Origin of the sequence: Tardiphaga sp. OK245, from assembly GCF_900108575.1 — a bacterium.
Taxonomy (GTDB): Bacteria; Pseudomonadota; Alphaproteobacteria; order Rhizobiales; family Xanthobacteraceae; genus Tardiphaga; species Tardiphaga robiniae.
The window spans coordinates 622,674-648,602 of the sequence record NZ_FNWZ01000004.1 but is presented as its reverse complement, the minus strand read 5'-3'; the positions used below and the strand labels follow the sequence as shown (position 1 = coordinate 648,602).

Sequence of the window (25,929 nt, the reverse complement as noted above, 5' to 3'; positions counted from 1 at the left end):
GCGGGGCTTCTTCGCCCGGTCGCCATTCGCGGCGCCCGAACGAATCTTCTTTCAACGTGACGTGCTAGTCGACGACCTGCACGATGCGGCGCGAGCGCGGCTCCACCAGCACTGTCTGACCATTCACCACCGTGTAGCGATACGGCGTCGTCGCGACCGTCTGCGGCACGTCGTAATAGGTCACGCCGGCTTCAGGGAGCGTGGTGCCGACGACGATGCGATCGGGCACGGTGAAGGTAGGCACGCGTTCGCGCACCACATACTCACGGAATGCCGGACGCTCCTGCACAGTGATGCCATCGGGATCGTTGTTGTCGACGATGACGCGATCGCCCCCGGATACACCGACGGTGACGCCCTGAGCCTGCACGGCCAGCGGTGCGCCGAGGGCGCCGAAAAGGGCCGCTGCTGCAATAAGTTTGTTTCGCATGATCGTCTCCTTCGTGAACGATGTCCGGCTTGCCGCGCCGGTCTGTGCCATCCAGCCTGGTTTGGTTTATTCACCGTCGGCCAATGCATGCCGCCAGCGATCGTTCCGGAATTTTCCACGCGCAATTGCTGGTTTTTGATGCACTGCAGGCAGGTATGCGGGAACCCATTGATGGGCAGGGCGTCTTTATGCTGCTAAATCCCCGCGGCGCATCGCACCCGAATCGATTCCCTCACGGAGACACTTCATGGTCATCACGGCAGCTCACATCCAGCCGATTGTCGCGCTTATCGCTGGCGTTCTGATTTTGATCATGCCGCGGTTTCTCAATCTGGTGGTGGCGATCTATCTGATCTTCGTCGGACTGGCCGGACTCGGCGTCTTCAGGATGTTGAAGATCGGCTAAATTTCGACACGGCCGTTACCTACAGCGGTACCTCCGGGCTGCTTGCGCCACGTCCCTGAAACGTGGTGTAACGCGGCACATTTCCCTGTCGTTTCCTCTCGCGGATTGATTGAGAACCATGGCCAAAACCGCCTCGAAGTCCAAGAAAGCCCCTGCGAAGTCAAAGTTGTCCAAGGCTGCGCCCAAAGTAGCTTCGGTGGCCCGCAAGGCGCTTAAGAAGTCAGCTGCAAAACCTGCAGCAAAATCCGCGGCGAAGGCCAAAACGGCTGTGAAAGCAAAGGTTGCTCCGAAGCCTGTTGCAAAGGCTCCCGCATCCAAGAAGGCGGTTGTAGCCAAATCTTCTACAGCCAAGACTTCGGCGACCAAGGCCGTCAAGAAGGCCACCAGCAAGCCGGTGACTGACGTCATCAAGGCCGGCAAGTGGGTTTATTCGTTCGGCGGCGGCAAGGCCGAGGGCAAGGCTGGCCTGCGCGACCTGCTCGGCGGCAAGGGCGCGAACCTCGCCGAAATGGCCAATCTGGGCCTGCCGGTGCCTCCCGGCTTCACCATTCCGACCTCGGTCTGCACCTATTTCTACGCGAACGGCAAATCCTATCCGAAGGAATTGCAGTCGCAGGTGGAGAAGGCGCTCGAGGCTGTCGGCAAGATCACCGGCAAGGGCTTCGGCGACGAGAAAAACCCGCTGCTGGTTTCGGTGCGCTCCGGCGCCCGCGCCTCGATGCCGGGCATGATGGATACGGTCCTCAATCTCGGTCTCAACGACACCACGGTGGAAGCGCTGGCCGAACTGTCGGGCGACAAGCGTTTCGCCTATGACAGCTATCGCCGCTTCATCACCATGTATTCCGACGTGGTGCTCGGCTTCGAGCATCATCACTTCGAGGACATTCTCGACACCTACAAGGACAACAAGGGCTACACGCTCGACACCGATCTCGATGGTGACGACTGGGTCAAGCTTGTCGGCCAGTACAAGGAAGCCGTCGCGCGCGAAACGGGGAAGGACTTCCCGCAGGATCCGCATGAGCAGCTCTGGGGCGCCGTCGGCGCCGTGTTCTCATCCTGGATGAATACCCGCGCGGTGACCTATCGCCGCCTGCACGATATCCCGGAGTCGTGGGGCACCGCCGTCAGCGTGCAGGCCATGGTGTTCGGCAATATGGGCGAGACCTCGGCCACCGGCGTTGCGTTCACGCGCAACCCGTCGACCGGCGAGAGTAAGCTGTATGGCGAATTCCTGATCAACGCGCAGGGTGAAGACGTGGTGGCGGGCATCCGCACGCCGCAGGACATCACCGAAGACGCACGGATCGAGAGCGGTTCGGACAAGGCGTCGATGGAAGCGGCGATGCCGGAGGCGTTCAAGGAATTGACGCGCATCTACACCCAGCTCGAGAAGCACTACCGCGACATGCAGGACATGGAGTTCACGGTCGAGCAGGGCCGGCTCTGGATGCTGCAGACCCGCAACGGCAAGCGTACTGCCAAGGCGTCGATCCGCATCGCGGTCGAACTCGCCAATGAAGGCGTGATCTCGCAGAAGGATGCGGTATCGCGCATCGATCCGGCGTCGCTGGATCAGCTCCTGCATCCGACCATCGATCCATCAGCCAATCGCGACGTCATCGCCACCGGCCTTCCGGCATCGCCGGGCGCCGCATCGGGCGAGATCGTGTTCTCGTCGGACGAAGCCGCCAAGCTGCAGGCCGACGGCAAGAAGGTTATTCTTGTTCGCGTCGAAACCTCGCCGGAAGACATTCACGGCATGCACGCTGCCGAAGGCATTCTTACCACCCGCGGCGGCATGACCTCGCATGCGGCGGTGGTCGCGCGCGGCATGGGCAAGCCCTGCGTCTCCGGCTGTGGCACCGTCCGCGTCGACTACGGCCGCGGCACCATGAGCATCGGTGGCCGCGTGTTCAAGGCGGGCGACGTCATCACCATCGACGGTTCGGTTGGCCATGTGCTGTCCGGCCGCATGCCGATGATCGAGCCGGAATTGTCGGGCGAATTCGCAACGCTGATGGGCTGGGCCGACAAGGTCCGCAAGCTCAAGGTCCGCGTCAATGGCGACACGCCGGAAGATGCCCGCACCGCCATCAAGTACGGCGCTGAAGGCATCGGCCTGTGCCGCACCGAGCACATGTTCTTCGAAGAGACCCGCATCCGCACCGTGCGTGAGATGATCCTCGCCGAAGACGAGCAGGCCCGCCGCGCCGCGCTCGCCAAGCTGCTGCCGATGCAGCGCGCCGACTTCGTCGAACTGTTCGAGATCATGAAGGGCCTGCCCGTCACGATCCGTCTGCTCGATCCGCCGCTGCACGAATTCCTGCCGCACACCCAGGGCGAAGTCGAGGAAGTGGCGCGTGTCATGGGCACCGATCCGCGCAAGCTTGCGGACCGTGCGCGTGATCTCGCCGAGTTCAATCCGATGCTCGGCTTCCGCGGCGTACGCATCGCGATCGCCTATCCGGAAATCGCCGAGATGCAGGCGCGCGCGCTGTTCGAAGCCGCGATCGAAGCGGGCAAGCGCACTGGCGAACAGGTCGGCCTCGAAGTCATGGTGCCGCTGATCGTCACCAAGATGGAGTTCGATCTCATCAAGGCGCGCATCGATGCCACTGCGGTGTCGGTGATGAAGGAGACCGGCGGCAAGCTGAACTATTCGGTCGGTACCATGATCGAACTGCCGCGTGCCTGTCTGCTGGCCGGCGAGATTGCCGAGACCGCCGAGTTCTTCTCATTCGGTACCAACGATCTCACGCAGACGACCTTCGGCATCAGCCGTGACGACGCCGCAAGCTTCCTCGGTACTTATATCGCCAAGGGCATTCTGCCCGTCGATCCGTTCATCACGGTCGACCGCAGCGGCGTCGGCGAACTGGTGAAGATCGGTGTCGCGCGTGGCCGCAAGACTCGCCCCGATATCAAGGTTGGTATCTGCGGCGAGCACGGCGGCGATCCGGCATCGGTAGCCTTCTGCCATGAGATCGGCCTCGACTACGTGTCGTGCTCGCCCTATCGCGTGCCGATCGCGCGTCTCGCTGCCGCACAGGCTGCGCTCGGCAAGGAAATTTCCAGCCAAGCGTAAGTGCTTCGCTGATTTCATGATCTGAAAAATGGCCGGGGAGTTCCCCGGCCATTTTTATTGCGTGCCTCATGCCGTGTTTGTTCGTGCGTCGGAATGGAACTCGCAAACATTTTCACGCATCCGCGAATTTCTCTTCATCATCTTTGTCAACGCGATGTTTACTACTTTTGTGGAGCCGCGGTTTACCAAGGCTTTCGAATGATTTTGCGCTGCGCTCGTACAGCTTGCGTGTGGCGTCGTTGCATCGCCGATTAACTCCGCGGCAACTTTGATTCCGTACCAACGAAATAGATCGAAATGTACGGATGTGCAGATTAGCGCCGTGCAGGGCGATGCTGGTGTAAGCGTTGCGTGAGCGTATCGATGTTAGTACTGCGTAACCGGCCGAAGGGCGCGCGTGGCGCGTTCTTCGGCTTCGGTCTCTGCGTTTTCGCATTGGCCCCGACAGAATCTGGCTATCAGGACATCGCCTCGCTGCTGGCTCGCCAGCCGGGCGTGACCGAACGCTGGCAGAAGCGCGTGTTCGCGCCCGCCGTCTCCTCCATCCAGGTTGCGACATTCTCGTTCGGCCGCCCGATGGGCACGGCCTCGCGCAATCCCACCTTGCAACTCGCCAGCCTCGACAATTCCGGCATCGCCGCCAGCGGAGCGCTGACTGACATCACCGGTGCACTGACCCGCAATCCGTTGGCGCAACCGCCCCGCCGCTATGAAGCTGCAGATTTTCCAAAAGTGGATCGCTCGCTGAAGGGCGATCGCCTCGCCATCCGCACGCCGGAGACCGTGGCGCCAGATGAGCCGGCCAGACAGGACTCTTTCGACGACAACAGATCGGTGATTGGCGCGAAGACCGTCGATGCACTGCCATCCGCGCAGCATGCCCCGCTCGATCCAGAGCTCGATGAAGCGCTGCGTGCCCCACCGCTTGCGCAATACGACGCATCGCAGTCCGTGCAGCCCACCGAGGACGCCAAGACCGATGCGGCGGTGATCCCCGTCGAGCCGGCGCCGGCCAAGGACGGCTTCTCGGTGAAGACCGCGAGCCTGTTTTTCGGAAGTTCGTCGCTTGGCGCATCGGTCGAGACAATGGAACGCTGGCAGCCCGGCGAAGAGCCAACCATCGTAATGCCAGGCACAGTCGTGCCGGGTATTGCCATGCCGGGATCAAGCCTCGACCCGGACATGAAGGCTACGACGGTGGTGCCGAATGTCGCGATCAACCCGACCGACGGCGGCGAAAGCGTTGCCGGCAAGGGCGAGGTCAACAGCGCCAATCAGCGTGCGAAGACGCCGGCCGAACGTATGGGCCTCACCGAGCAGACCCGCGGCAAGCAGGAAAAATGTCTGACGGAAGCCATCTACTTCGAGGCCCGCGGCGAAGCGGTGCGCGGCCAGATGGCGGTGGCGCAGGTGGTGATGAATCGCGTGTTCTCCGGCTTCTATCCGACAACCGTCTGCGGCGTCGTCTATCAGAACAAGCATCGCCGCCTGGCCTGCCAATTCACCTTCGCCTGCGACGGCATTCCGGATGTCGTGAAAGAGCCGGATATGTGGGAGCGCGCCCGCAAGATCGCGAAGGCGACGCTGGACGGCCGGATCTGGCTGCCGGAAGTCGCGAAGTCCACACATTACCATGCCTATTGGGTGCACCCGTCCTGGGTCCGCGAGATGAAGAAGATGTACAAGACCGGCGTGCATTCCTTCTATCGCCCACGTAACTGGGGCGACGGCAGCGAAGCACCAAGCTGGGGCACGGCGGCGCAGACGGCGGAAATCTCCGCCAAGCTCTCCGAAATCAAGCCGTAGCAGCCACGACTTTACCTCCGAGCCTGCCAAGAGCGATGCCATGCCCGGCATCGCTCTTTTCATTCCGGATTCCGCAGAATGTTATCCCGACCCTGAGCTGTGACGACGTCTGCGTGGCCCTGCATCCCAGCAATGCATCCCCCGAAATCCCCATCATCGCCATTGGGATTTCCATGCGAATGCATTAATCTCCCGTCCAATCCGGACCGGGCTTGTGCTCTTGGGCCGGCTGAATTTTCAATCCGAATTTGATCCGGGGAAACGACATGGCGGCAATTGACGGCGCGACGCGCCCGGCATCTGGTTTTGGCTGGCGTACGCCGCTGGTGATCATCATCTGCGGATCGCTGATCGGCATGCTGACCTTCGGGCCGCGTTCGAGCGTCGGCTTCTTCATGCAGCCTTTCAGCCAGGAGTTCGGCTGGGGTCGTGACGTTTTCGCGCTCGCCTTCGCCGTGCAAAACCTGCTCTGGGGCATCGGCCAGCCTTTCGCCGGCGCCGTCGCCGACAAGTTCGGCAGCGTGCGCGTAATCTGCATCGGCGCCTTCCTCTATGCGGCTGGTTTGCTGATGATGCGCTATTCCTCGACACCGCTCGAGCTGAATATCAGCGCTGGACTGCTGATCGGTTTTGGCCTGTCGGGTTGCTCGTTCAATCTGGTGCTGTCCGCCTTCGGCAAACTGGTGCCGCCGGAATGGCGCGGCATCGCGCTCGGCGCCGGGACCGCCGCAGGGTCGTTCGGCCAGTTCATCTTTGCGCCTTTCACAGTGGCGATGATCGACAACACCGGCTGGCAGGCGACGCTCACCGTGTTCGCGGTGCTGATGTTGCTGGTGATCCCGTTGTCGCTCGCCTTGGCGACGCCGACCGCGAGTGGCGCATCCGCCGACGCGCCGGTGGCGCAGAAGCAGTCGTTCAAGAGCGCACTCACGGAAGCCTTTGGCCATCGCTCCTATGTGCTGCTGGTACTGGGCTTCTTCACCTGTGGCTTCCAACTCGCTTTCATCACCATGCATCTGCCGGCCTATCTGGTCGATCGCGGCTTGCCAGCCGCTGTGGGCGGCTGGGTGATTGCCATCATCGGCCTGTTCAACATCATCGGCTCGCTGACGGTCGGTTATGTGCAGGGCAAGCTGCCGAAGCGCTACATCCTCTCCTTCATCTACTTCACCCGCGCGCTCGCGACGGTAGCCTTCATCATGCTGCCGCTGACCACCACCTCGGCGCTCGTGTTCGGCGCCATCAGCGGGCTTGCCTGGCTCTCCACCGTGCCACCGACATCGAGCTTGGTGTCGCTGATGTTCGGCACGCGCTGGCTGGCCACGCTGTATGGCTTTGCCTTCTTCAGCCATCAGGTCGGTGGCTTCCTCGGCGCGTGGCTGGGCGGTGTCGTGTTCGACAAGTTCGGCTCCTACACGCCGGTGTGGTGGCTGTCGGTGCTGTTCGGTGTGCTGTCGGCATTGATCAACCTGCCGATCGTGGAAGAGCCGGTGAAGCGTCCGGTCGCACAGCCGGCGTGATCTGCATTTCCCGGCGTTGACTCGCTGGCCTCCAGCGATGAAAATTGACATCGGCCGTTCCAACCGGAGCGGCCTTCGTTCTCAGGGCGGGGTGAAAATCCCCACCGGCGGTAATCGGGCGCAAGCCCGGAAGCCCGCGAGCGCCTGACGGGTTACACCGTCAGGGTCAGCAGATCTGGTGCGATGCCGGAGCCGACGGTCATAGTCCGGATGAAAGAGAACGGGTATGCGCAGGGAGTCCGCCTTGGCGGATGCTCGGCGTGTGACCGTACGTCCTGATTCTGGTCTCAAACCGCGAGAGCATCCATGAATCAGCCTGTGATGAACTTCAAAACTTCCACTTCCGTAAATCTTGCACCATCGACCGGGCGGATCGCCTTCATCCAGTCGTGCTGGCACAAGGATATCGTCGATCAATGCCATGTCGGTTTTGTCGCCGAACTTGCACGGCATGGTGTGCCTGACAGTCAGATCGATGTCTTCGAGGTGCCCGGCGCCTTCGAAATTCCGCTGCAGGCCAAATTGCTGGCGCGCACCGGCCGCTATGTGGCGATCGTTGCCACCGGGCTCATCGTCGATGGCGGAATCTATCGCCATGAATTCGTCTCTGACGCTGTGATCAACGGGTTGATGCGGGTGCAGCTCGACAGCGAAGTGCCGGTGATCTCGGCGGTGCTGACGCCGCAGCATTTCCATGAGCACGCCGAGCACCTGCGCTTCTTCCGCGAGCATTTCGTTGTGAAGGGCACCGAGGCGGCGACGGCCTGTGCGACCACCATCGCCAATATTGCTGCGACTCGGCAACTGGCCGCCTGATCGCCGCGTTATGCCGCTATGGCCGGGCAGGGCTGCAGAGCTCCTGCCCGGCTGGCGCGGGTGGTGTTTCCCGCAACGGCGCGGCATAATTCGGCAACGGAAATCACAAGCAAAAACTCGGGAGTGGCGTGTTGGGAACGTTCAAGGCTGTCCGCATCGACAAGGCTGACAAAGGCACCACGGTTGCGCTGACGCAGTTCGACGAATCCGAATTGATGGACGGCGACGTCACCGTGCGGGTCGAATGGTCCACGGTGAATTACAAGGACGGCCTCGCCGTCACCGGCAAGGCGCCGGTGGTGAGGCGTTTTCCCATGATCGCCGGCATCGATTTCGCCGGCACGGTGGAAGCCTCATCCAATCCGAACTGGAAGCCCGGCGATAAGGTGATCGGCAATGGCTGGGGCATGGGCGAAACCCATCTTGGCGCCTATGCCGAAAAGACCCGCGTCAAAGGCGACTGGCTGGTGCGGCTGCCGGCCGGCATGACCACCCGCGACGCCATGGCGGTCGGCACGGCCGGCTACACCGCAATGCTCAGCGTACTGGCGCTGGAGAAGCACGGGCTGAAGCCCGCCGATGGGCCGATCGTCGTGACGGGGGCCGCTGGCGGCGTCGGCTCGGTGGCGATCGCCGTGCTGTCGAAGCTCGGCTACCAGGTCATCGCCTCGACTGGCCGGACCTCGGAGGAGGGTTATCTCAAGGGCCTCGGCGCCAGCGAGATCATCGACCGCAACGAGCTGTCCGGCCCGGCCAAACCGCTGGCCAAGGAGCGCTGGGCGGGCGGCATCGACAGCGTCGGTTCGACCACCCTGGCGAATCTCCTGTCGATGACGAAATATCGCGGCGCCGTCGCCGCCTGCGGTCTCGCGGCCGGCATGGACCTGCCATCTTCGGTTGCACCCTTCATTTTACGCGGCGTGTGTCTTCTCGGCATCGATTCTGTCATGTGCCCGATCGAGCTGCGGCAGCAGGCCTGGGCACGGCTGGCGACCGATCTGGATCACACAAAACTCGCTGAAATTACTCAGGAAATTCCGCTGGACCAAGTGATCGACGCCGGCGCCAAGGTGCTGGCCGGGCAGGTCCGCGGGCGAATCGTGGTAAAGATCGGCTAACGACGTTCAGACTTTACCAACCAACCTGCTCCATTGTTGCCACGGTTGGTATGGTAAGCAGCGGGTAAAGACATCAGGCGGTCATCCGCGCTCGGTTGTTCGGAGTATCCTATGGTTGCGCGTTATGTGTTGGGAGCGGTGCTTGCCGCCACGGTGGCGACCCCCGCGCTGGCTGGGTCGATGACGGCCGAAGAGGCCCGCAAGTTTGTTGCCGGCAAAGTCTTTGCCTTTACCTGTTTCGACGGCACCCGCGGCGCAGGCCGCGTGTTCGACGATGGCGGCGCGGCGGGCGCTGTCCAGTTTTCGGGCTCCGGTCCGGCGCGCAACATGCGCCTGCCGGGCAATACGCTTCAGGTCCGCGGCGAAGCCATCTGCGCCTCGATCAAGGGCATCCCGTTCGAACCGTGTTTCAATCTCAACAAGAATGACGAGCGCTCGTTCCGCGGCTCGGTCTCCGGCATGGGCTTCGCCTATTGCGATTTCCGCCATCAGGGCGGCCGCGGCCAGATGCTGATGGCGCGCTCGCTGTCGGCCCCGCGTTCGCTGCGCGCGCCGTCGACCACCCGTTCGGCCGATGCTTCCGCTGGCGCCGACAACACGGTGACCCGCGTCTCGACCCCGCGGGTCGAGAGCAGCAAGATCGACGCCGTCGGATCGATCAAGTCCGAGCCGTCTAAGGAAATTGCCAAGACGCCAGAACCGGAAAAGACCGAAGCGCTCGAACTGCGCAAATCCACCAACTAAGCAAGCTAGGCGTGGCGACCCCAGGGGCCTTGTAACGGCTCCTGCGCGCTGCCTGTAGGCGATTTGCCGTTGCTCCATGGGCCGGAGCGCGGTGGCAGCGGCGACGTGTCGTCGGCCTCTCCGGGCGCGTCCATATCGGACGGCAGCGCCATCCGGCCGGGATCATGTCCTCCGGCGAATTTCACCAGTGCCGCGACCCGCGAATCCACCGACGGATGCGTCGCGAACAGGTCGGCAAAACCCTCGCGGGGATTGTCGATGCACATCTCCATGACGGCCGATGTCGCGCCGGGCAGTTCGCCGCGATTCTCGATCTTGCGCAGCGCCGAGATCATGGCGTCGGGATTCTTGGTCAGCTCCACCGAACCTGCGTCGGCCAGCAATTCACGCGAGCGCGACAGCGCGAAGCGCACCACCAGCGACAGCGCCCAGGCCAGCGCGATCAGCGCCACGGCGATGATGATCACGAACACCGCACCGCCGCCGGAGCCCTTGCTGTCGCTGTCAGACGAGGAAGACGATCGCGACGATCGGCTGCCGCCGAAGCGGAAGCCGGAATTTATGAATATCCGGAAGAACAGTTCAGCCGCAAAGCCGACCACGCCGGCGATAATCACGGCAACCACCATCAGTTGCACGTCGCCGTTGCGGATATGCGTCAGCTCGTGGCCGAGCACCGCTTCCATCTCGTCATCGTTGAGCGCGCGCAGGAGGCCCGTCGTGACCGTGACGGAATATTGCCGCGGGTTGAGGCCGGTGGCGAAGGCGTTCAGCGCATCAGAGTCCATCACCTTCAGCTTCGGCATCGGAATGCCGCGCGAGATGCAGAGGTTTTCAAGGAGGTTATAGAGCCGCGGCTGCTCCTGCCGCGTCACGCTTTCGCTGCCGGTGATGCTGTCGATCATCTTTTGATGACCGAAATAGGCGATGACGATCCACAGCACCGCGCCGATGGTGGCGAAGGGCAACGCCTTGATCAGGTCGCGTGTTGCAGCATTGATGTAATAGGCGACCGAGCCGTTGCTGTTAACGGCCACCTCGCCGATCAGGGCGCCGGCGAACACCATGACGTAGATCAGCAGGAACAGCCCTGCGAGCAGCAGAATCGAACGCGTCTTGTTCGAGGCAATATGCGTATAGAGACCATAGGCGGCCATGATGCAGTCCTAGGATTCACTATCAGCCGTCATTGCGAGGAGCTCTTGCGACGAAGCAATCCAGTCTTCGCTTGTAGCTTTCTGGATTGCTTCGCTGCGCTCGCAATGACGGGGAGGGGCATGTGTTCTGGTCTGAGGATCAGAACTTGACCTGCGGCACGGCTTCGACCTCCTTGCGGGTCTCGCCGAGATCGAAGAACTCCTTCGAATGGAAGCCGAAGGTGCCGGCGAACAAAGCCGCGGGCATCTGCTGGATGCCGGTGTTGTATTCGGACACGGCATTGTTGAAGAACCGGCGCGAGGCGGCGATCTTGTTTTCGATGTCCGAGAGCTCGGTCTGCAGCTGCTGGAAATTCGCATTGGCCTTGAGGTCCGGATAGGCCTCGCTGAGTGCAATCAGCCGGCCGAGCGCGCCGGAGAGCTGGTTCTCGGCGGCGCCGACCTGCGCCGGCCCCTGTGCGTTCATCGCCGAATTGCGCGCCTTGATGACGTCGTCCAGCGTGCCGCGCTCATGCGCCGCATAGCCCTTTACGGTCTCGATCAGGTTCGGGATCAGGTCGTGGCGCTGCTTGAGCTGCACGTCGATATCGGCAAAGGACTGGTTGACCCGCTGGCTCAGCGCCACCAGCCGGTTATAGGCAGCAAATGCCAGGACAATCAGGACAACGATGACGCCAAGAACGATCCAGCCGGTCGACATGTAAGAACCCCCAAAAGAAACCATCAAACCCAAAGCCTAGCCGATCATGCGGCCACAGAGCAGGGGCCGCAGGCATGTCGCGGCACGGATTGGTCGCAGCGGGGATGGAATACGTTCAAAGACGCCCTCCATCGCGCCCCGCCCTTTGTGCCCCTCTGCTACAACTTTGAAAGGAGATATTGTCGGTCTGCACCGTTGCGATGTTGCATCAGTCGATAGGAGACGTCAGCAGATCGCCTGCGGGTTAGCGCTTGTGCGCTATTCGTCATCCAACCGTCATGCGCAAAACCTAATGAAACCCTAACTTTCGGGGCTGGGGATTTCTGATGTTGGAATGGCGTAACGGCGCGAGCCGGATTGCGATGGGTGTGGTTGTGGCGGCGCTGTTCGCGCCGATGGCGGCGGAGGCGGCATCGTTCACGGTGCCATCTGGCACTACCGACACGGCCACGAAGACCTTGGCGGACGGAGAGACCGGCACGGTTGCTGCGGGCGGGACGCTGCGCTCCACCTCCGGCACAGCGAATATCGGCCTGACCGGCACCAGCATCGTCGTGACCAACTCAGGTATCATCGAGAACACCAGCACAGGCCGTGCGATAGATATGACAGGTGGTGGCACCAGCCGGGTCATCACCTTCCTCAACAATATAGGTGCGATCTTGCGAGCCTCGCAGAACGATGCTCTCCGGATCAACACGGCGCTCAGCGCCGGCAGCATTGTCATGATCGACAATGCGGGCCTGATTCAGGCAGGCGGCACCGGCTACACCGGCCTCGGACAGGCGATCGACGTGCGCGCCATCGCGGCGACAGGGGTATCCTCGACGATCATCAACCGCGCTACCGGTGTGATCGAAGCGCTCACCGACGACGCGATCCGCACCGGCCAGGGTAGTCTCGTTGAGAACTACGGGATCATTCGCAGTTACGGCACCAACACCTCGAGCGGTTCTGCCGACGGCATCGACAATTCTCGCACCGGCGTTGTCGTCAACAATTATTCGGGCGCGCTAATCTCTGGCGCGCGGCACGGCATCACCGCCGATACGGACATCACCGTGAACAATTACGGGACGATCACCGGTCGCAATGGCTCGGGTGTTGGCACCGACGGTACCGGTAAGGTGACCAACTACGGTCGCATCACTGGCGCATATGCCGGCGCTGGAAACATCTTCACGAATGTCGGCGTTGCATCGATCGATGGCGATGGCGACGGCGTCGATATCGATTTCAAGGCAACCATCACCAACTACGGTATTATTGAAGGTACCGGCGCAGGCGGCTTCGATAGCGGAGGTCGTGCCAATAACAGTGAAGGCATCTCGATCGGTGGCGACACGATCGACAATTTTGGGATGATCAGCGGCGCGTCGTACGGCATCGTCGTCAACAATGACTCCAATGCGGATAACAGCCGAAGTGGCGTTGAGTCCACCACGATCACCAATAATGCCGGCGGCACGATCATCGGCCAAAACGGCTTTGCGATCCGGCTGGAGAACAAGAGCACGGCGACGCCGGCGATCAACAATGACACGATCGTCAATTACGGCACCATCATCGGCAACGGCGTCATCCCGGATCCGAACGGCATTGTCCTATTGCAGAACGGCAGTGTTGATCCTGCCAACGGTACACTGAACGGCGTGACCTATGCTGCCGGCTCCGCCCGCTTCATCCGTGGCGACGGCTCGGCCATCCAGATGGGCGAAGGCGCCGACGTGCTGACCAATTACGGCACCATCATCGGCAACACCGGCCGCGCCGTGAACATGGAAGGCGGCAACGACACCGTCAACATCATGAAGGGCTCGCGCATCGTCGGTCTGGTCGATGGCGGCGTTGGTACGGATACGCTGAACTACAACAAAGCGGGCCTCACCGACGCCAAGCGCGCCGCACTGCAGGCCGGTCAGACCGTGAATATCGGCGGTACACTCTATACGTCATTCGAGGTGATCACCGGAACGTCGTCTTCGTTCGCGTCCTTTGCCAGCGCGGGCTCGCTCGGCGTCGCCTCGCTGTTCGATAATCTGCCGGCCAACGCCACCAGCAGTTCGGTGGTCAACCTGCTCGACAGCGTTGCAAGCTCGGCGGATGTCGGCGCGGCCTTGGCGCAGCTCACGCCCGCGGCCTATCAGGGCCTCGGCCGCATGACCATGAATGACGCGTTCCAGACAACCTCGCTGGTCGGCCAACACCTGACGCAGAACCGCCTCGGCGGCCTCGGCACCGACATGTCCGGTGTCGGCAACGCGCTGGCGATGTTCGATGGCGGCATGTTCGACAAGAATTTCAGTGCCGATCGTGCGCTGGCCGCGGTGACGTCATTCCCCGGCAGCGCAAGTTCTGCGCTGGCCGATGCCGGCTGGGGCGGCAATGCGGCCGATGCGATGGCCTATGCGCCGGTGACCAAGGCTCTGCCCGGTCTGCGCCCGGTCGCCGTCGCTGCCGAACAGGGCCTGTTCATCACGTCGGGCGCCAGCTTCGCCCGCGAAGGCGCACGAACTGACGCGCCGGGCTTCAAGTCGAACACCGTCAACGTGCTCGCCGGCTACGACCGGCGCATCACCGACAGCCTCGTCGCCGGCGTGTTCGGCGGCTACGCGCTGACCCGCGGCGATATCGATAATGTCGGCAGCCACACCAAGATCTCGACGGGTACCATCGGCGGCTATGGCACCTATCAGGCGCCCGGCTGGTTCGCGACCGCCATGGGCCTCTATGGCTTCAGCGATTACGACACCACGCGCGTGGCGGTCGGCACGGCGAACACCGCGGCGTTCAGCGGCGATCACTATGCGATCCGCGGCACGGTCGGCACCGATCTGCGCGTCAGCGGCTGGGTCGTCACGCCGGAGATCGGCCTGCAATATACGCGGGTGATGACCGACGGCTTCGCCGAACGCGGCGGCGCTGCGGCGCTGGTGGTCGGCTCGGACAGTTCGGAATCGCTGCGCTCGAGCGTCGGCGCACGCTTCGCCTATGACTACGCACTGAATGGCGGCGTGCTGACGCCGGAATTGCGGCTCGCCTGGCTGCATGAATTCAGCGACGGCGTGCGCGGCATCAATGCGAGCTTCGCCGATACGACACTGCCGGGCTCGTTCATCACCGCGACGGGCAGCGCACTGCGCGATCGCGGCGTGATCGGTGCCGGCCTGTCCGGCAGACTGGCACCGCTCACGGTACTGTCAGTGAACTATGATGCGATCGTCGGCAGCAATGATGCCGTCGCGCATCAGGTGATGGGCCGCATCCGGCATTCGTTCTGAGAGCGGGCTATCCGCAGGAAAACGAGATTCGCAAATACCGAATGTAGGTGAGGGCGGTGCCATGCCCCTCACCCGACATCCGCGCTACGCGCGCATGTCGACCTCTCCCCGCGCAGAGCGGGGAGAGGTAAGCACGGCGCCACCTTCCTTAACCTCGCCCCGCTCTTTGCGGGGAGAGGTCGACCGGCGAAGCGCAGCGAAGCCGGTCGGGTGAGGGGCCTTGCAGTGAGCTAGCCGCAATCTCGCGACTAGCGGGTCGTTCCAGCGCAGAAGCCGCTTACGGCTTCGCCATATGCCAGGCGCCGTTCAAAAATCCGTCGCCATTGGTGTCGCCGGCGGCGGTGTCCTTCTTGAAAGTGTAGAGCGGCTTGCCTTTATAGGCCCACATCTTCTTGCCGTCGTCGCGCACGACGATGGTCATGTCGGCGCTCGGCTTGGCATCGTCCACCGCGAACAGCGGCGGCCAGTTTTCGGCGCAGGGACCGTTGCACATCGACTTGCCGCCGGCGTCCTTGTCGAAGGTGTAGAGCGTCATGCCCTTGGCATCGACGAAGGTCTTTCCCTTGGCGGTGTCGGCGGTCTTCAGCATCTGCGCCGAGGCGGCGCTTGAGGCGAGCATGAGAGTCAGAGCCGCGAGGGCGGCGAATGATTTGGTCATTGCAGCGTTACTCCTGATGATTGGGCGACGCAGTCGCGTCAGGAGAACAAACGCTCGCCGTAGAGAATTATTCCGCGGATGATGTCGGTGAATCGAAAACCGCATCGCCCCAGTCGAGCTTGCGGAACTTTGCATACTTCGCCTTGTCGCGGCGTGGTGCGTTTGCGGCGATGACGCCTGCATTTGTGCAGAGTTTTGCCGTGATTTCGATCTTTGTCGTTACCGGTTGCGCAAGCACGCGCGACGGCCGCTGCGCGATCGGCGCACGCGACAGCGCGACGTAAATAAATTTCTCGTCCTCATAGGGAAGTTCTGCGGATTTGAGTTGTTTATGCACACGGGAGCGCTGCAGCCGCTGGCTGAAGTGGCACCAGTCCGGCTTCACCAGCGGGCATGCATCGTCATGCGGGCAGGGCGCAATCACATGCGCGCCGTTCTTGATGAGCTGCGCACGCGCATCGAGGATGCGTTGATAGCCCGACGGCGTGCCGGGCTCGACGATAACAAGCGTATCATTGGTCTTCGTCCACATCGCCGCGACGAGTTTTGTCCGCGCGAGATCGTTGAGTTCGTTGATGACATAGCTCGCGATGACGAGATCGGCGGATGGGGCATTGGCGATTGTCGCGGCAGCGTCGCCGAGCGTGTAGTTCATCGCGGGGATGCGGTGGCTGTCCTGCGCCAGACCGAGCGCAAGCGTGCGCAGAGCGGGATTGGCATCGAGCAGTGTGAACGCATTGAGCGACGCGAAGGCTTCGGCGCAGGCCCATGTCGCCGTTCCCGGTCCGGCGCCGCAATCGAGCAGCGTGATCGGTGCGAAGTCCGGTCGTGTCTCCTGCAGCGCATTGAGGCTGGCGATGACCGCCGCATAGGTCGCCGGCATGCGGGCGAGCGCATAGGCCAACGCGTCGCTCTCGCTACGGATGGTCGTCGAGCCGCCGCCAGAGCGATAGGTCTGCGAGATTGCATCGGAGCGCGCAGCCGCGTCATTGCGCGAGAAGCCGTGCAGGCGGGCGTTGAGGGCCGCGGTGAGTTCGGCGGGGAGATCGGGTGCGGTCATAACTTAAGCGCGCCCTTTCTTATCCCTCCCCCTTGCGGGGAGGGTGGCCGCGCGTAGCGCGGTCGGGTGGGGGTGCCACATACTCAGCGGCGTGTGGGGCACCCCCACCCCGGCCTCCACTTCGTTCGGCCGACCCTCCCCGCCTAGCGAAGCTTCGCTTCGCACGGGGGGAGGGATTACGCGGCCGTCAGCGTTTTAATTACGAAGAAGCTTACGCCACTTCCTGATCGAGGATCTTCACTGCGTTTTCGAGATCCACCGAGACCAGCTGCGACACGCCGCGCTCAGCCATCGTCACGCCGTACAGGCGGTGCATGCGCGCCATGGTGATCGGGTTGTGCGTGATGGTGATGAAGCGCGTTTCGGTCGAGGCGCACATTTCATGCAGCAGGCTGCAGAAGCGCTCCACGTTGTGGTCGTCGAGCGGCGCGTCGACTTCGTCCAGCACGCAGATCGGCGACGGGTTGGTCAAGAACACCGCGAAGATCAGCGCCAGCGCGGTCAGGGCCTGCTCACCACCTGACAGCAGCGACAGGGTCTGCGGCTTCTTGCCGGGCGGCTTGGCGACGATTTCGAGACCGGCTTCGAGCGGATCGTCACTCTCGATCAGCTTCAGCTCGGCTTCGCCGCCGCCGAACAGTTCGACGAACATGCGCTTGAAGTGGCCGTTGACGATGTCGAACGAGGTCATCAGCCGTTCGCGGGCTTCCTTGTTGAGGCTCTGGATGCCGGTGCGCAGCTTCTTGATGGCTTCGACGAGGTCGTCGCGCTCGGTGGCGAGGCCGTTATGCGTGCCTTCGACTTCGTTGAGCTCTTCCTCGGCGCGCAGGTTGACGGCGCCGAGACGCTCGCGGTCGCGGCGCAGCTTTTCCAAGTCCGCTTCGATATCGGCCAGCGGCGGCAGCGTATCGTCCTGACGGACTTCGGCGAGGGCCGCGACGCCTTCCGGTTCGACTTCGAGCATGTCGCGGATTTCGCGCTCGATGTCCTCCAGGCGGCGCTTGCCGCTTTCCATGCGCTCCTCGGTGCGGGCGCAGGCTTCGCGCGCGGCCGAGAGAGCCTCCAGCGACCCGCGGGCATCGCGGTCGGTCTCGCGCATGGCGTTTTCGGCCGAGGCGAGTGCGTTGGCGGCGAGCTGGCGCGCCTGTTCGGCGCTCTCGACTTCCGAGATCAGCGCGCGGCGCTTCTGCAGATAGAGCGCCGGGGCGTCTTCGAGTTCGGCGCGTTCGCGGGTCACTTCGGCGACGCGGGCGGCAACCGTTTCGATCTGCGAGGCGGCGGAGGTCTTGCGGTTCGCCCAGTCGGTACGCTCGGCGATGATCGCCTGCAGGCGGCGGTCGGCGAGTTCGGCCTCGCGGGCCAGTGCCTGCGCTTCGGCGCGCACCTGGGCGGCACCGCGGCGATGGCCTTCGATCTCGCCGCGCACGGTGGCGAGCTGGGCTTCGGCGTCGGAGCTTTCCGGCAGATATTCCAGCGCGGCATGCGCGCTCTCATGCGCCGCTTCCGCTTCCATGCGATCGTTGGAGAGGCGCGACTGCGCTTCGGTCAGCGTCGCGCGGCGGGCCGCATGGCGGTTGATCTCGCGCTCGGCATTGGCATGGCGCTCGCGGGCCTGGTCGACGTCGCGGCGGGCATTGCGCAGCGCGTCGCGCGATGCGCCCTCGGCCGAGGCCGCGGACTTCAGTGCCTGTTCGGCGCTTTCCAGCGCTTCGCGCTTGGCAATGGCGTCGATCTTGGCGTTTTCCAGATCGGCTTCGATATCGGTCAGGCGGGCGCGCTCGGCGAGACGGCGGGCAGCGCCGGTCGGCGCATGCGCACCGGCCACGAAACCGTCCCAGCGCCAGACGTCGCCTTCCAGCGACACCAGCCGCTGGCCGGTCTGCAACTGCGAGACGAGGGCTGCGCCCTGATCCTTGGAGACGACGCCGATCTGCTTCAGGCGGCGTGCGAGTTCGGCCGGCGCATTGACATGCGAGGCCAGCGACTCGACGCCCGCAGGCAGCGCGGGATCGTTGGCGTGATCGCCGGCATTGGTCCAGCGCATCGGCGCCGAGGGATCGACCGGCGCGTCGAGATCGTCGCCGAGCACGGCGCCGAGCGCCTTTTCATAGCCCTTGGTGACGCTGACGCCATCGATGATCGGCGGCCACAGGTTCTTGGTTTCGCCATTGAGGATCTTCGAAATCGTGCGGGCTTCGGTCTCGAGCCGCTGCACCTTGCGGTCGGCGTCGTTGAGCGGCGCGCGCGAGGCTTCCAGCGTCTGCCGGGCCGCGATATGGGCGGCCTCGTTGTCGGCCACGTTGCCTTCGGCCTGCAGCAGGATTTCCTGCGAGGTCTCCATCAGGGCTGCGAGTTCGTCCAGATCGCCGAAGCCCGATGTCTGCGCCGTCAACGCCTCGATCTCGGCCTCGACGCTGGCGATTTCCTGGCCCAGACGCGCAAGCCGATCGGCCTGGCTGCGGACGTTGGACTGCAGCTGGTTGCGCTTGGCGGTCATGTCCGCATGGGCGGTGGTAAGTTCGGTGAAGGTGCGCTCGGCGGCGGCCAGCACGGCCTCGGCCTCGGAGACGCGGTCATCGACGCCGCCACGCAGCTCGACGCGCTGCATGATCTCTTCCTTGAGCATCGCGTCTTCTTCGTCGAGCCGCAGCAGCGCGAATTCAGCGTCTTCCGACTGCTTCATCTCGCGCGCGACATCGCTCTCGAACTGCGTCAGGCGACGGTCGAGCTCGGCGGCGCGCTCCTTGGCGCGCTCTTCCTCGCGGTCGAGCATGTCGCGGGCATTGGTCAGGCGCTGCAGCCCGGCCGCGGCGGCGGCTTCGGCCTCGCGCAGCGCGGGCAATTCACTGGCGCGGATCGCCTGGATGCGCGCGGCTTCGCCCTGCTCACGGGTGCGTTCGGCGAGATCGCGGACATACTGGTCGTGCAGGGTTGCGGCTTCGGCATTGTCCTGATGCGCCTGCAGCCAGCGCAGGTGAAACAGCATGGCCTCGGCCTTGCGCACCTTGCCGGCGACTTCGCGGTAGCGGATCGCCTGGCGGGCCTGCTTCTTCAGGCCTTCCATCTGGCCGGAGAGCTGGCCGATCACGTCCTCGACGCGGGTGAGGTTGGTTTCGGCGGCCTTCAGGCGCAGTTCGGCCTCGTGGCGGCGCGCATGCAGGCCGGCGACGCCGGCGGCGTCTTCCAGCACGCGGCGGCGCTGCTCGGGCTTCGCCTGGATGATTTCACCGATCTTGCCCTGGTGAACGAGGGCGGGCGAACGCGCGCCGGTGGCGGCGTCGGCAAACAGGATCTGCACGTCGCGAGCGCGCACGTCGCGGCCGTTGATGCGGTATTGCGAACCGGCTTCGCGCTCGATGCGGCGGGAGATTTCAAGAATTTCGGCGTCATTGACCATGGCCGGCGCCGTGCGATCGGTATTGTCGATCGTCATCACCACTTCGGCGTGGTTGCGCGAGGCGCGGTTGCCCGATCCGGCGAAGATCACCGCGTCCATATCGGCGGCGCGCAGCGACTTGTGCGAGGTTTCGCCCATCGCCCAGCGCAGCGCTTCCACCAGATTGGACTTGCCGCAGCCATTGGGGCCGACGACGCCGGTCAGACCGGGCTCGATCATGAAGTCGGTCGGTTCGACGAACGACTTGAATCCGTGCAGGCGCAGGCGCGTGAGTTTCATGGATACGGTACTCTGGTTAGCCGACGGGCCACTTTATTCAAAAAGCCCCGGCAGAGCGCGAATCCCCCAGCACGAACAATAGCATAAATGCAGCTGCCGCGCGGACGGAGACTCGCTGGTCGCGGCTCTCATTGGCTCGGACAATGGCGAGACGAGGGCAGTCGCGCAACCGCTGAACCCCGCTTTTCCCAAGGGTTTTGCGGGGGATAGGTGGGGGAGGGCGTGAAAAAGGGCTTGTTTTGGAGGGGATCTGGAAAGTGTAGCCGAATAGCGTTCTTCCGCTTAGGATTGGACCATGCTGCAAACCGCCCCAAATAAGAACACCTCTCTGCTCGGAACGGGATTTTACACTGTTCCGGAGGCTGCGCGTTTGCTCAAAATTCCGCCGCTGAACATTCGACGCTGGCTGGGTGGTTATACCTATAAGCGGGGTGATACCACGGTCACTATGCCGCCGCTGTGGTCACCGCAGCTTCCTTCGTATGATCATCACATCGAGCTCGGCTTCCGCGATTTGATCGAACTGCGCGTGATCAAGACCTTTATCGATCACGGACTGAGCATCATCACGGTGCGCAATTGCCTCGACTATGCGCGTGAATGTGCGAACGATCCGAGACCCTTTTCCACGCGCCGGTTTCAGACCGATGGCCGTTCCATCTATCTGGAGAGTTTGCGTCGCTCGGGAGAAGCTGAGGTTCTTGATCTGAAGAAGAAGCAGTACGTCATCAAGAAGTTGATCGACCGGACCTTTAGGGATCTCGATCTGTCTGATGATATCGTGACTCGCTGGCGCCCGTTTGACGGAAAACCAAGCATCGTCATCGATCCCCAGCGTGCGTTCGGTCAGCCAATCGCAGCGAACTATGGCGTGCCGACTGTAGTGTTAGCAGACGCTGTCAAAGCCGAAGGCTCGATAGAGCGAGTGACACATTTGTTCGATGTGTCCAGCTCTGTTGTTCGAGATGCTATGAAGTTTGAACATTCATTGGCTGCGTGAAGGTCTTCTTTGACCATAACATGTCACCTGCGATGGCTCGCGCATTCAACGAACTTTTCAAGAGACAACATGATATCACATTCCTCGCTCAGAAGTTCGCGAGAGATACAAGCGATATCGATTGGATTTCTGAGCTGAGCGCAGAAGGGCAATGGATCGTCATTTCGGGTGATCGGCGCATAACAAGAAATCGAGCCGAGTATCACGCGTTCCGAAATTCCAATCTGATCGGCTTCTTTTTGTCGGAGGGGCTCTATAAGGCCCCGGTCACCAAACAAATGGAACGTATTCTGGCTCTTTGGTCAAATATCGAAACCGTCTGCGCGACTGTTCAGGGCGGTGCGATGTTCGAGCTCCCGCTCAAGAGCACGCGGCTGCGACAATTAAAAATCTAGGGGGGTACCGACCGCCGCGTCGAAGCATGCAGTTTAGCGTTTCCGTAATCGCCTCACACGTCCCGCGCATATCCATTCGGACGACGCTGCTGCGGTGCGCCGAGTACGGCGATGCAGAGGCCGAGAAATGCCAGGCCGATGATCTCGCAGATGAAATTTTCAAACATGATACGCCCCTTACGCTAATGGGACGAGAATGCGGAGATGGCGCTTAAGCGTTCCTTAATGCGCGTTTACACCTGGAATCAGGGTTAATCCGCAAGTGCGTCATCCGTTAAGATCCGGCGGGCGCGTGGCGCGGCTATCGCCGGGCGCCTATCGTCGGTCTGCTATCGCAGGCTATCACAGGGCTGCTATCGCAGGGGTGCTATCGCAGGGTGTCAGCGGGCGTGAGTCTGTGCGCTGTGCGGCATCGGGATTTTGGCCTTCAGCGCGGCTTCGCCTTCGGGCGTGATGCAATAACGCACCAGCGAGCCGGCCTGGAGCGCGATCCAGGTCTTTTCAACCATCTTGGACAGGGTCTTCGGCCCGGCAGGCATCAAATGCGGCGCAAGCAGGCCCGGCGTATCGCGCAGTTTCTGAAGCGCGGTGCGCTCGACATAATGCGGCAGGTGGCTGGCGCGTGTCGGCATGGGGCAAGTCTCATCGGGTTGGACGAGGGGAACTGAACTATTCTTTTGGGTGAACTACGTGAACGTTTGAGCGCGGCTTCAGTTGCATCCGGCATCGAAAAAATGCGCGGCGGGCGCTTGACAGTTTTCCTATAAGATTATAATCAAATCCTGTCCGGTTCGCGAGGGGCGCTTCATGAGGCGTCTTGAGGTGGGACAGGATGCGGCGCCTGCGGGTGTGGGGTGACGTACCCCGCACACTCGGGAGGCTTAGGGTCACCGTCCGGGCCCACTACGGGGCTCTGCCACTCATGCTGGCTGGACGTGGTATTGGTGAACGGCGCGAAATCGTCGGGATAAGCGGAGTGCGGAGCTCTGCCCTTTACCCGGAAGAACGGTCCCTCAGCTAAAAAGACGTCGCGGTGGCGCGCCCTCAAGGCGTTGCGCGGTTGCAGCTTGCCGGCGTTCCGGTGGAGCGGATCGCGACACACACCACCCTTTGCGCCTGATGGCGCGCCGCCGCCCCTCATGTTTCAGGAGGGGGACTGCTCACACCTCGGACGCGCAAGCGCCGCGAGACTGCGAGAGCTTGTCTGTTTGAAGCGAAGAAGAAGAATCAGAGAACACGATGGCGCGGCAGGGCGCTAATGCGACGCGCTGGCCGAGAACGCGTTGACGATGACCACGCCGGTCAGGATGAAGCCGATGCCGATAATGGCGGCGAGATCGAGCGCCTGCCGGAACGCGAAATAGCTCACCGCCGAAATCAGCACGATGCCGAGTCCGCTCCAGATCGCATAGGCGATCCCGACCGGCATCACCTTCAGCGCATGGGACAGGAAATAGAGCGACAGGATGTAGCAGACGGCCATGCCGAACGTCGGCCAGAGCTTCGTGAACTGCTGCGACTGCGCCAGCAGCGCCGTGCCGATGGTCTCCAGCACGATGGCACAGCCGAGGGCGGCGTAGTTGAGGAAGGTCGGGGTCATGAAAGGGCTCGGGCGTTCAGGAATCCCTCCCCGCGCAAAAACGGGGGAGGGACAAGAAGACCTCAGCTCTTCAGCAGCGGGGTGATCTTCTTGGAGAATTCCTCGAACGACTGCTCGCCCTTCAGCATCTCGCCATTGATGAAGAAGGTCGGCGTCGAGTTCACCTTCAGCACTTCATTGGCATATTTCTGGTCGGCGGCGATCTTGTCGAGCAGCGCCTGGTCCTTCAGGCATTCTTCCACGGCCTGCTGGCTGAGGCCGGCCTGCTTGCCGATGCGGGTCAGGGTCGCGGCGGTGTCCTTCATCACCCAGTCGTTCTGCTGCTTGAACAGCATATCGATGACGGCGAAGTACTTGCCCGAATCTTCCTTGGCGATGCAGCGCGCCAGCATCGAGCCGGCGGCGGCCTTGATGTCGAGCGGGAATTCGCGGAACACGAAGCGGATCTTGTTGGTGTCGATGAAGGCTTCCTTGATCTTCGGAAACACCTGCTCGGTGAAAGCCGCGCAATGCGGGCAGGTCATCGAGGCATACTCGGTGACGGTGACGGCGGCATCCTTCGGGCCGAGCGCCATGTCGGGCAGCGACACCGGCTTGGCGACGTCGACGGCGTTCTGCGCGAATGCCTCGGAGATCAGCTGCAGCGGCGACAGGCCGATGGCTGCTGCGGCGCCGGTCAGGGCAAGGGCGGCGGTGAAGTCACGGCGCGTGATGATCAAAGGAATGCTCCAAAGCGGCGGCGGACGCCGGGACAAGGTTCGCTTCGCTAACTTGAAACCACAAATGTGGCAAGCACGCGCCGGTTCCGGGCGAGCTGGAAAGCCTCAACTTCGCTTGATCGAGGCGCCGAGCCGCGCCAGCGCCTCGCGCAAGGCGTCGTCCTCGACCTCGGGCAGCGTTTCCGCGACCTTGGCGATCGCCTTGGCATCCGGCGGCTTCACGGTGCGGCGAGGCTGCGGCCGTGACAGCGGCGCCTGGCGCAGCGCGATCTTGCCGACCGCGTTCCAGCCGAAAAAGCGGTTCACCCTCTGCAGGATCGCATCCGACGAATGCTGGATCTCCAGCGCCATCGGGCCTTCGACGCGCAGGATCAATGTCGCAGGCTCCTGCGGCTGGCCTTCCACAGGGCGCGGCCACTGGATCTTCAAGGGCTCCGAGAAATTCGCTACCTGCTGGCCGGCGATTTCGGCCCAGCGTGTCACCAGCTCGCGCGAGGCAAAGCCCTGTTTGGCATAGGCATCGGCAAACACCCCGCCGAGCAGGACGGAGAGCGGCTTGGCGGATATCGGGCCGGGCTTGTTCATGAACGATGCTTTTGGATACATGGTCAGCATGAGTCTATCAGCCGCCGCCACCCGACGAAAGAAACCTTCCGCACGGGATAGCGGGGAAAGCGCGGCCGCGAAGCGTCCGGCCCAATTGCTCGCCTGGTATGACAAGCATCGCCGCAGGTTGCCGTGGCGGCCATTGCCCGGCGAGGGCATCGATCCCTATCGGGTCTGGCTGTCGGAAATCATGCTGCAGCAGACCACCGTGCAGGCGGTCGGGCCGTATTTCGCCAAGTTCCTGGCGCGCTGGCCCACGGTCAGCGATCTCGGCAGCGCCTCGCAGGACGATGTGCTCAGGATGTGGGCCGGGCTCGGCTATTACTCCCGCGCGCGCAATCTCCACGCCTGCGCCGTCACCGTGCTGCGCGACCATGGCGGCGTCTTTCCGGATACCGAGGACGGCCTGCGCGCGCTGCCGGGCATCGGGCCCTATACGGCATCGGCCATCGCCGCGATTGCCTTCGGCCGCCAATGCATGCCGGTGGACGGCAATATCGAGCGCGTCACGTCGCGTCTCTATGCAGTGGAAGAACCGCTGCCGAAATCCAAGCCGGTGATCGTGGGCCTCGCAGCCACACTGCTCGGTCCGACGCGGGCGGGCGACAGCGCCCAGGCGCTGATGGATCTCGGCTCCACCATCTGCACGCCCAAAAAACCCGCCTGTGCGCTGTGCCCGATCAATGACGATTGCGCGGCAAAGACCCGCGGCGATCAGGAGACGTTTCCGCGAAAGGCGCCGAAGAAGGCCGGCACACTGCGGCGTGGTGCGGCGTTCGTGGTGACGCGGGGCAACGAACTCTTGGTGCGCACCCGCCCGGAAAAGGGCCTGCTGGGAAACATGACCGAAGTGCCGTCATCGGAATGGCTCGCCGGTCACGACGACAAGGACGCCTTGAAGCAGGCGCCGACCTTAAAAAATCTCACGGCGTGGCATCGCAAAACCGGCGCGGTCACCCATATCTTCACACACTTCCCGCTGGAGCTCGCCGTCTATACGGCGCATGTGCCCCCCCGCACCCGCCCCCCCGAGGGCATGCGCTGGGTCCCGATCGCAACATTGGATGACGAAGCCTTGCCGAACGTCATGCGCAAGGTCATCGCGCATGGACTGGATTGACGTTTGAATCCAGAAGCTTGAATGCA

At 62.8% G+C, this 25,929-nt stretch carries 22 protein-coding genes and 1 riboswitch; of the genes, 12 read left to right on the top strand and 10 right to left on the bottom strand.

What is annotated here, in order from left to right; genetic code table 11:
• Nucleotides 1–64: 64 nt before the first annotated feature.
• A complete protein-coding gene (locus BLW80_RS21695; protein ID WP_093760047.1) occupies nucleotides 65–430 on the bottom strand; it encodes a DUF1236 domain-containing protein in 366 nt (121 codons plus the stop codon).
• A gap of 247 nt (nucleotides 431–677) precedes the next feature.
• Between BLW80_RS21695 and BLW80_RS21690 the strand changes: the two genes are divergently transcribed.
• The 8 genes from BLW80_RS21690 to BLW80_RS21655 all read left to right on the top strand — a co-directional run bounded on the left by BLW80_RS21690 (nucleotide 678) and on the right by BLW80_RS21655 (nucleotide 9,931).
• Nucleotides 678–836, top strand: coding sequence for a DUF3096 domain-containing protein (locus BLW80_RS21690; protein ID WP_089262456.1), 159 nt, complete (start codon nucleotides 678–680; stop codon nucleotides 834–836).
• 118 nt (nucleotides 837–954) lie between these two features.
• Entirely contained in the window at nucleotides 955–3,927 is a 2,973-nt protein-coding gene (gene ppdK / locus BLW80_RS21685; RefSeq protein ID WP_170849757.1) for a pyruvate, phosphate dikinase, read from the top strand.
• Between the two features lie 28 nt (nucleotides 3,928–3,955).
• On the top strand, nucleotides 3,956–4,129 hold the full coding sequence (locus BLW80_RS30465) for a hypothetical protein (RefSeq protein ID WP_165826769.1): 174 nt from the start codon (nucleotides 3,956–3,958) through the stop codon (nucleotides 4,127–4,129).
• Nucleotides 4,130–4,290: 161 nt separating this feature from the next.
• Nucleotides 4,291–5,733: a cell wall hydrolase gene (locus BLW80_RS21680; protein WP_093759573.1), complete on the top strand. Its 1,443-nt coding sequence runs from the start codon at nucleotides 4,291–4,293 to the stop codon at nucleotides 5,731–5,733.
• A 266-nt stretch (nucleotides 5,734–5,999) separates the two neighbouring features.
• A complete protein-coding gene (locus BLW80_RS21670) occupies nucleotides 6,000–7,253 on the top strand; it encodes an MFS transporter (protein WP_093759571.1) in 1,254 nt (417 codons plus the stop codon).
• 73 nt (nucleotides 7,254–7,326) lie between these two features.
• A riboswitch (FMN riboswitch) is annotated at nucleotides 7,327–7,479 on the top strand.
• An 80-nt stretch (nucleotides 7,480–7,559) separates the two neighbouring features.
• Nucleotides 7,560–8,069 (top strand): 6,7-dimethyl-8-ribityllumazine synthase, encoded by a 510-nt coding sequence (locus tag BLW80_RS21665; protein WP_093759570.1) that lies wholly within the window; start codon nucleotides 7,560–7,562, stop codon nucleotides 8,067–8,069.
• Between the two features lie 131 nt (nucleotides 8,070–8,200).
• Nucleotides 8,201–9,187 (top strand): acrylyl-CoA reductase (NADPH), encoded by a 987-nt coding sequence (gene acuI / locus BLW80_RS21660; protein WP_093759569.1) that lies wholly within the window; start codon nucleotides 8,201–8,203, stop codon nucleotides 9,185–9,187.
• A gap of 111 nt (nucleotides 9,188–9,298) precedes the next feature.
• Complete coding sequence (locus BLW80_RS21655; protein WP_093759568.1) at nucleotides 9,299–9,931, top strand: hypothetical protein; 633 nt, start codon at nucleotides 9,299–9,301, stop codon at nucleotides 9,929–9,931.
• Between the two features lie 5 nt (nucleotides 9,932–9,936).
• Here the strand turns inward: BLW80_RS21655 and BLW80_RS21650 are convergent, their stop codons facing one another.
• Together BLW80_RS21650 and BLW80_RS21645 are read right to left on the bottom strand one after the other, a co-directional pair.
• The gene (locus tag BLW80_RS21650; RefSeq protein WP_093759567.1) at nucleotides 9,937–11,088 is read right to left on the bottom strand and encodes a M48 family metallopeptidase; all 1,152 of its coding nucleotides are present in this window, start codon (nucleotides 11,086–11,088) and stop codon (nucleotides 9,937–9,939) included.
• 139 nt (nucleotides 11,089–11,227) lie between these two features.
• Nucleotides 11,228–11,788: a LemA family protein gene (locus BLW80_RS21645; protein ID WP_093759566.1), complete on the bottom strand. Its 561-nt coding sequence runs from the start codon at nucleotides 11,786–11,788 to the stop codon at nucleotides 11,228–11,230.
• Between the two features lie 326 nt (nucleotides 11,789–12,114).
• Between BLW80_RS21645 and BLW80_RS21640 the strand changes: the two genes are divergently transcribed.
• The gene (locus BLW80_RS21640; protein ID WP_093759565.1) at nucleotides 12,115–15,069 is read left to right on the top strand and encodes an autotransporter family protein; all 2,955 of its coding nucleotides are present in this window, start codon (nucleotides 12,115–12,117) and stop codon (nucleotides 15,067–15,069) included.
• A 277-nt stretch (nucleotides 15,070–15,346) separates the two neighbouring features.
• Here the strand turns inward: BLW80_RS21640 and BLW80_RS21635 are convergent, their stop codons facing one another.
• From BLW80_RS21635 to smc, 3 genes are all read right to left on the bottom strand, one after another.
• On the bottom strand, nucleotides 15,347–15,727 hold the full coding sequence (locus BLW80_RS21635; protein ID WP_093759564.1) for a COG4315 family predicted lipoprotein: 381 nt from the start codon (nucleotides 15,725–15,727) through the stop codon (nucleotides 15,347–15,349).
• Nucleotides 15,728–15,794: 67 nt separating this feature from the next.
• Entirely contained in the window at nucleotides 15,795–16,787 is a 993-nt protein-coding gene (locus BLW80_RS21630) for a small ribosomal subunit Rsm22 family protein (protein WP_093759563.1), read from the bottom strand.
• A 211-nt stretch (nucleotides 16,788–16,998) separates the two neighbouring features.
• A complete protein-coding gene (gene smc / locus BLW80_RS21625; RefSeq protein ID WP_093759562.1) occupies nucleotides 16,999–20,463 on the bottom strand; it encodes a chromosome segregation protein SMC in 3,465 nt (1,154 codons plus the stop codon).
• A gap of 295 nt (nucleotides 20,464–20,758) precedes the next feature.
• Here smc and BLW80_RS21620 point away from each other — a divergent pair, with 295 nt between their 5' ends.
• Both BLW80_RS21620 and BLW80_RS21615 read left to right on the top strand, forming a co-directional pair.
• The gene (locus BLW80_RS21620) at nucleotides 20,759–21,463 is read left to right on the top strand and encodes a hypothetical protein (RefSeq protein ID WP_093759561.1); all 705 of its coding nucleotides are present in this window, start codon (nucleotides 20,759–20,761) and stop codon (nucleotides 21,461–21,463) included.
• On the top strand, nucleotides 21,460–21,858 hold the full coding sequence (locus BLW80_RS21615; RefSeq protein ID WP_093759560.1) for a PIN-like domain-containing protein: 399 nt from the start codon (nucleotides 21,460–21,462) through the stop codon (nucleotides 21,856–21,858). Before BLW80_RS21620 ends, BLW80_RS21615 begins: the two co-directional genes overlap by 4 nt.
• 380 nt (nucleotides 21,859–22,238) lie before the next feature.
• Here the strand turns inward: BLW80_RS21615 and BLW80_RS21610 are convergent, their stop codons facing one another.
• From BLW80_RS21610 to BLW80_RS21595, 4 genes are all read right to left on the bottom strand, one after another.
• A complete protein-coding gene (locus BLW80_RS21610; RefSeq protein WP_093759559.1) occupies nucleotides 22,239–22,490 on the bottom strand; it encodes a hypothetical protein in 252 nt (83 codons plus the stop codon).
• Between the two features lie 623 nt (nucleotides 22,491–23,113).
• Nucleotides 23,114–23,458 carry a DMT family transporter gene (locus BLW80_RS21605; RefSeq protein ID WP_068733204.1) on the bottom strand — a complete coding sequence of 115 codons (345 nt, stop codon included), beginning with the start codon at nucleotides 23,456–23,458 and terminating at the stop codon, nucleotides 23,114–23,116.
• 62 nt (nucleotides 23,459–23,520) lie between these two features.
• On the bottom strand, nucleotides 23,521–24,177 hold the full coding sequence (locus BLW80_RS21600) for a DsbA family protein (protein WP_089262423.1): 657 nt from the start codon (nucleotides 24,175–24,177) through the stop codon (nucleotides 23,521–23,523).
• 105 nt (nucleotides 24,178–24,282) lie between these two features.
• Nucleotides 24,283–24,762, bottom strand: a complete 480-nt coding sequence (locus BLW80_RS21595; RefSeq protein ID WP_093759558.1) for a DUF721 domain-containing protein — start codon at nucleotides 24,760–24,762, stop codon at nucleotides 24,283–24,285.
• 28 nt (nucleotides 24,763–24,790) lie between these two features.
• Here BLW80_RS21595 and mutY point away from each other — a divergent pair, with 28 nt between their 5' ends.
• Nucleotides 24,791–25,903 carry an A/G-specific adenine glycosylase gene (gene mutY, locus BLW80_RS21590; RefSeq protein WP_093760045.1) on the top strand — a complete coding sequence of 371 codons (1,113 nt, stop codon included), beginning with the start codon at nucleotides 24,791–24,793 and terminating at the stop codon, nucleotides 25,901–25,903.
• The last annotated feature ends 26 nt before the right edge of the window (nucleotides 25,904–25,929 follow it).